The organism is Bacillota bacterium, assembly GCA_023511835.1.
Taxonomy (GTDB): Bacteria; Bacillota; Sulfobacillia; order JAIMAT01; family JAIMAT01; genus JAIMAT01.
Genome location: JAIMAT010000006.1, coordinates 59630 through 66275 on the forward strand (window position 1 = coordinate 59630; position 6646 = coordinate 66275).

General features: G+C 71.0%; 5 protein-coding genes, 1 rRNA gene and 1 pseudogene. All 7 read left to right on the top strand.

The window, feature by feature from the left end; translation table 11 throughout:
- Positions 1-5: 5 nt before the first annotated feature.
- The gene (locus K6U79_02395) at positions 6-815 is read left to right on the top strand and encodes a biotin--[acetyl-CoA-carboxylase] ligase (protein ID MCL6521211.1); all 810 of its coding nucleotides are present in this window, start codon (positions 6-8) and stop codon (positions 813-815) included.
- A 10-nt stretch (positions 816-825) separates the two neighbouring features.
- Positions 826-1779, top strand: coding sequence for a P1 family peptidase (locus tag K6U79_02400; GenBank protein MCL6521212.1), 954 nt, complete (start codon positions 826-828; stop codon positions 1777-1779).
- A 100-nt stretch (positions 1780-1879) separates the two neighbouring features.
- The gene (locus K6U79_02405) at positions 1880-2299 is read left to right on the top strand and encodes a bifunctional nuclease family protein (protein MCL6521213.1); all 420 of its coding nucleotides are present in this window, start codon (positions 1880-1882) and stop codon (positions 2297-2299) included.
- A gap of 59 nt (positions 2300-2358) precedes the next feature.
- Positions 2359-3252, top strand: a pseudogene (locus K6U79_02410) (quinate 5-dehydrogenase).
- 111 nt (positions 3253-3363) lie between these two features.
- Positions 3364-3846: a transcription elongation factor GreA gene (gene greA, locus K6U79_02415; GenBank protein MCL6521214.1), complete on the top strand. Its 483-nt coding sequence runs from the start codon at positions 3364-3366 to the stop codon at positions 3844-3846.
- Between the two features lie 16 nt (positions 3847-3862).
- A complete protein-coding gene (lysS, locus tag K6U79_02420; protein ID MCL6521215.1) occupies positions 3863-5347 on the top strand; it encodes a lysine--tRNA ligase in 1485 nt (494 codons plus the stop codon).
- Between the two features lie 305 nt (positions 5348-5652).
- Positions 5653-6646, top strand: a 16S ribosomal RNA gene (locus tag K6U79_02425); the annotation flags it as partial.

Genomic DNA, 6646 nt, shown 5'->3' on the forward strand with positions numbered 1-6646 from the left:
CCGCCGTGGCGGTCCTGTTGAAGGACGACCTCAGCCAGGAGCTGCCGCTCCTCCTCGCCGACCAGGAGTGGCTGGGAGCGCTCCGCATCCTCCCGTCGGTCGACTCCACCAACGAGGCGGTCAAGCGGATGGCCTCCGAGGGGGCCGCCGAGTGGACGGTCGTGGTGGCCGAGGAGCAGAAGAGCGGTCGGGCGGCGGGGCGGCGCCGCTGGTACTCGCCCAGGGGTGGGGGCCTCTGGCTTTCTGTCCTGGTCCGGCCCTCCGCCGGCCAGGGTGACGCCGGCGTCCTGACGCTGGCGGCTGCCGTTGCGGCGGCCGAGGCGGTGGAGGAGCAGTCGGGCCTCTCCCCCCGCATCCTCTGGCCGGGAGAGTTGCAGCTCTCGGGGCGCACCTTCGGGGGCGTCTTCGTCGAACTCTCGTACCAGGGCAGCCGGCCGGCCTTTGCCGTCCTCGGGGTGGGTCTCGACGTCAACCTGACCGCCCTCGACCTTCCGCCGGCGGCCCGCCTGCCCACCACCTCGCTGGTTCGCGCGCTGGGACGGCCGGTTCCCCGGGCGGAGCTGGGGCGGGCGCTCCTGGTGCGCCTCCACCGGTACGTCGAGGAGCAGCGCGCGGGGAGGCTCGCGGGCCTGCTGGCCGCCTACGTCTCCCGGCTGGCCGGCCTGGGCGAGGAGGTGACGCTCGTGCGGGGCGGCGAGCGTCTCCGCGGGCGCTTGATGGCGGTGCGGGCCGACGGCGGGCTGGAGCTGGTGACGGAGGACGGTACCGTCCGCGTCGTCCACTCCGGACGCCTCTCGCTGGCTCCGGAGAGGTAGGGAGCCTTTCATGCCGGGCAGGATCACCGACGTCCCCGGGCTGCGGGTGGGCCACGCCCAGGACGAGGAAGCGCTGACGGGCTGCACCGTCGTCCTCCCCGAGCGGCCGGCGGTCTGCGGGGTGGACGTGCGCGGCTCCGCCCCGGGCACGCGCGAGACGGACCTGCTGCGGCCGGGCCGGCTCGTCGAGCGAGTGGACGCCGTGCTGCTGGCCGGCGGCAGCGCCTTCGGGCTGGCCGCGGCCGACGGCGTGATGCGCTGGCTGGAAGAGCACGGGCGAGGCTACCCGGCGGGCGCTACCCGCGTGCCCATCGTGCCCGCCGCCGTCATCTACGACCTCGACCTCGGCCGCGCCGACCGCCGTCCCGACGCCGCCATGGGCTACTTGGCCGCCGCCCAGGCGCGCGTCGATTTCGCCGAGGGAAACGTGGGTGCCGGCACGGGGGCCACGGTCGGCAAGGCGCTGGGTGTGGCCCACGCCACCAAGTCCGGCCTTGGCTCCGCCTCCCTGCGGCTGGACAGCGGCGTGACGGTGGGCGCGCTGGCCGTGGTCAACGCCTTCGGGGAAGTGCGCGATCCCGAGACTGGGCGGCGCTTGGCCGGCCCCACCAACCCCTTGACCGGCGAGCCGGTCGACACGCTGGAGCTTCTGCGTTCGGCGCGGGAACTGGGCAACCTGGGCCTGGGCCACACCACGCTGGTGGTGGTGGCCACCGACGCCGCCCTGGACAAGGCCGGGGCCAACAAAGTGGCCGAGATGGCCCACGACGGGCTGGCACGGACCATCGTACCGGTGCACACCATGTTTGATGGTGACACGGTCTTCGCGCTCTCCACGGGCGAGCGGACCGCCTCGGTCTCGGTGGTGGGGGCGCTGGCGGCCCGGGCGACCGAGCTGGCCGTCCTGCGGGCGGTGCGCGCCGCGCGGCCGGCCGGCGGACTGGCGGCGGCCGCCGGAGGCTAGGCTCGGCGAGCGCGGCGGGTTTAGACTCAGGGAGCGGCGGCCCGCCGGGCCGCGCCCTGTCCGGCGGCAAGGCCCGCAGGCACGGGAAGGGGCGTGCGGCATGGTCGAGATGGTCGTGCTGAGCGTCGGTGCCCTGGACGGCGCGGAAGACCAGAATCTGATGTTGCTCCGCGAGGCGAAGGGCAACCGCCTGCTGGCGGTGACCATCGGCGGCGCCGAGGCCGCCTCCATTGCCCTGGCCCTGCAGGAGGTGGAGGTGCCGAGGCCGCTCACCCACGACCTCCTGGCCACGCTGATCCGGCGCCTCCAGGCGCGCGTAAGGCGGGTTGTCATCCACGACCTGCGCGACGACACCTTCTACGCCCAGCTCGACCTGGAGGGCGAGCAGGGCGTCCAGGAGATCGACTGTCGGCCCAGCGACGCAGTCGCCCTGGCCGCCCGCACGGGCGCTCCGATCCTGGTCAGCGAGGCGGTCCTGGAGAAGGCGGCCTTCGTGGCGCCCGACAGCCAGCCGGAGTAGCCGGACCCCCAGCCCCGGATCGCCGGGGGTGCCGGTGAGGGCGAGAAGGAAGCGGTGCGTTGAAACACGTGGTCAGCGTCAGCCTGGGCTCCTCCTCGCGCGATCACCGCGTGGAGGTGGAGCTTCTAGGCGAGCGCTTCCTGGTGGAGCGCAGGGGCACCGACGGCGACATGTCCAGGGCGGTTGCCCTTCTCCGCGAATTGGACGGGCGCGTCGACTGCTTCGGCATGGGCGGCATCGACCTCTACCTGGCGGCGGGCGGCCGGCGCTACGTCCTGCGCGACGCGTTGAAGCTGGCCGAAGCAGCCCGCCGGACGCCCATCGTCGACGGGAGCGGTCTGAAGGACACCCTGGAGCGCATGGTGGTCCAGCAACTGGCGGCCGACCCGGAGATGGGCCTCAAGGGATCGCGGGTGCTCCTCGTCTCGGCCATGGACCGCTTCGGCATGGCGGAGGCGCTGGCGGAGGCGGGGGCACGGGTCACCTTCGGCGATTTTCTCTTCGCCCTGGGGCTGCCCATCCCGCTGCACTCGCTGCGGGCCTTGAGCCGCCTGGCCCGGCTGCTGGTACCTGTCGTCGCCCGGCTCCCCTTCTCGCTTCTCTACCCGGTGGGCAGGGAGCAGGAGCGGATCGCCGGCGGGCGCCGATACGCGCGCTGGTACCTGGAGAACGATTGGATCGCCGGGGACTGGCTCTACATCCGGCGCCACCTGCCCGACCGACTGACGGGGCAGTCGATCCTGACCAACACCGTCACGGCCGCGGACGTGGAGTTGCTGCGCCAGCGCGGCGCCGGCCTGCTGGTCACCACCACGCCCAGGTTCGGCGGCCGCTCCTTCGGTACCAACGTGATGGAGGCGCTCCTCGTCGCAGCCTCCGGGCGGCGGCCGGAGGAGTTGACAGCCGCCGATTACAGGCGGATGCTGGAGCGACTCGGCTTTCGGCCCCATGTGGAGAGGCTCGCTTCGAACGGGGGCGGGGCGGCCGACACGGTCGGCCCGGAGACCGCGGCGGGCGGCGGCCCGGGGACGGGTCCGGGCGAGAGCGATGGGTAGGTGAGGGAGATGGAGCAGGAGCAGGTCATCCTGACCGCGGAGGGCATCCGCAGGCTCGAGCAGGAGCTCGAGGAGCTCAAGACGGTCCGCCGCCGGGAAGTGGCCGAGAGGATCAAGGTGGCGCGCGGCTTCGGCGACCTCTCCGAGAACGCCGAGTACGAGGCGGCCAAGAACGAGCAGGCCTTCGTCGAGGGGCGCATCGCCAGCCTGGAGAAGATGCTGCGCAACGCCCAGATGGTCGACGAGGCCAGCGTTGACCCGGACGTGGTCAACGTCGGCTCGCTCGTGGAGGTGGAGGATCTGGAGAGCGGCGATCGCATGGAACTGCACATCGTCGGCTCCAGCGAGGCCGATCCGGGCCGCTCGGCCATCTCCTACCAGTCGCCCGTGGGACGCGCCCTCATGGGAGGCCGCGCGGGCGCCACGGTGGAGGTCCGCCTGCCCGACGGGCACGCGCGGTTCCGCATCCTGGCGGTCCGGCGCCAGGCGTGACGGTGGGACGAGGAACGTGGACCGCACCGGACCCGCCAGCCCCGAGCAGGAGCAGATAGCGGCCCGCAGGGCCAAGCTGGAGCTCTTCCGGACCGCCGGCCGCGACCCCTACGGGCAGCGCTTCGAGGTCGACGCCCACGCGGCAGAGCTCAAGGAGCGCTTCGACAGCCTCGAGGGGCGCGAAGTGCGCTGCGCGGGGCGCCTGATGGCCATCCGCAGCCACGGCAGGGCCTCCTTCGCCGATCTCCAGGACCGCACCGGCCGCGTCCAGATCCACGCCCGCGCCGACCTTCTAGGTGAAGAAGCCTACCGCCTCTTCGGCCTCCTCGACGTCGGTGACGTGGTCGGCGTCCGGGGGCGCCTCTTCCGCACGCAGCGCGGCGAGGTGACCGTGGAGGTGGCCCACTGGGAGCTGCTGGCCAAGGCGCTGCGGCCGCTCCCGGACAAGTGGCACGGACTGAGGGACGTGGATGTACGTTACCGGCAGCGTTACCTCGACCTCATCGTCCGTCCGGAGACGCGGCGAACGTTTCTCCTGCGCAGCGAGCTCATCCGGGAGATGCGGCGCTTCCTGGACGAGCGCGGCTTCCTGGAGGTGGAGACGCCGGTCATGACGCCGCTGGCCGGCGGGGCGAACGCGCGGCCCTTCGTAACGCACCATAACGCCCTGGATCTGGACCTCTACCTGCGCATCGCCACCGAACTCCACCTGAAGCGGCTGATCGTGGGCGGGCTGGAGCGCGTCTACGAGATCGGCCGCGTCTTCCGTAACGAGGGCATCTCGACGCGCCACAACCCGGAGTTCACCATGCTGGAGCTGTACCAGGCCTACGCCGACTACACCGACATGATGGAGATCACCCGCGAGCTTCTCCAGCACCTTGCCAGGAAGCTGCTCGGCACGACGCGGCTCCTCTACCAGGGGCGGGAGATCGAGCTGGGTGGCGATTGGCCGCGCCTCTCCATGGTAGAAGCCATCCGCCGGCGGACCGGGCGCGATCCCTTCGCCTGGCTCGACGACGACGGGGCCGCCCGCGCGGAGGCGGCGCGCCTGGGCGTCGAGGTACCGGCAGGGGCGACGGCCGGCCAAGTGCTGGACGAGCTCTTCGAGAAGCTCGTCCAGCCGGAGCTGATCCAGCCCACCTTTGTCGTCGACCACCCCGTCGCGGTCTCGCCGCTGGCGCGGAGGAAGCGCGAGGATCCGCGGCTCACCTACCGGTTCGAGCTCATGATCCACGGCATGGAACTGGCCAACGCCTTCTCCGAGCTGAACGACCCGGCCGACCAGCGCGAGCGCTTCCTCGCCCAGCTGGAGGAGCGCCGGCGCGGCAACGTCGAGGCGCAGTCCATGGACGAGGACTACCTGCGCGCGCTGGAGTATGGCCTGCCGCCCACCGGCGGCCTGGGCATCGGCGTCGACCGCCTGGTCATGCTCTTCACGGACTCGCCGTCCATCCGCGACGTCATCCTCTTCCCGCTGATGCGGCCGGAAGAGCCTTGACAGCCCCCGCGGCCGGTCCTACACTCGCCTTGCCGCCGCGCTCGAAAGTCGACTTCCACGCCAGAAGCTGGATGTTGACGACCGCCCGGCGCGCGGCTAGGATAAAGGCTTGCCGGTGGCCACCGGCCAAGAGCCGGTGGTATCCGGCGGCGATCGGTCCTTGAAAACCGAACAGGGGGAGGAAGTCCTTCTGGCGGCGGGCGACGGACTCTGCGGGAGCGGGGGAGGAGCCTGGAGCCAGGGGGAGGAGAGGAGCCTTGCGAGCGCGAGGATTGGAGAGCGAGGGACGAGCTCTCCGGAGGATTTCGATGGAGAGTTTGATCCTGGCTCAGGACGAACGCTGGCGGCGTGCCTCATACATGCAAGTCGAGCGGGGGTCATGGAGGTCTTCGGGCCTTCAGGGCTCTAGCGGCGGACGGGTGCGTAACACGTGAGCAACCTGCCCTTGGGACGGGGATACCCCTGGGAAACCGGGGCTAATACCGGATACGCTTCTCTCCCGCATGGGGGAGGAGGAAAGGGCGTGGGGAGGAAAGGCCCCAGGCCTGCCCGAGGAGGGGCTCGCGGCCCATCAGCTAGTTGGCGGGGTGACGGCCCACCAAGGCGACGACGGGTAGCCGGCCTGAGAGGGTGGCCGGCCACACTGGGACTGAGAGACGGCCCAGACTCCTACGGGAGGCAGCAGTAGGGAATCTTGCGCAATGGGGGAAACCCTGACGCAGCGACGCCGCGTGTGCGAAGAAGCCCTTCGGGGTGTAAAGCACTGTCGCCCGGGACGAGGGGGGCGAAGAGCCCTTGACGGTACCGGGAGAGGAAGCCCCGGCTAACTACGTGCCAGCAGCCGCGGTAATACGTAGGGGGCGAGCGTTGTCCGGAATGACTGGGCGTAAAGCGCGTGGAGGCGGCACGGCGCGTCGGGTGTGAAAGACCCCGGCTCAACCGGGGGGGTGCGCCCGATACGGCCGAGCTGGAGGGCAGGAGAGGGCAGCGGAATTCCCGGTGTAGCGGTGAAATGCGTAGATATCGGGAAGAACACCAGTGGCGAAGGCGGCTGCCTGGCCTGGCCCTGACGCTGGAGCGCGAAAGCGTGGGGAGCGAACGGGATTAGATACCCCGGTAGTCCACGCCGTAAACGATGGGCACTAGGTGTGGGAGGTATCGACCCCTTCCGTGCCGGAGCTAACGCACTAAGTGCCCCGCCTGGGGAGTACGGCCGCAAGGCTGAAACTCAAAGGAATTGACGGGGGCCCGCACAAGCAGTGGAGCATGTGGTTTAATTCGACGCAACGCGAAGAACCT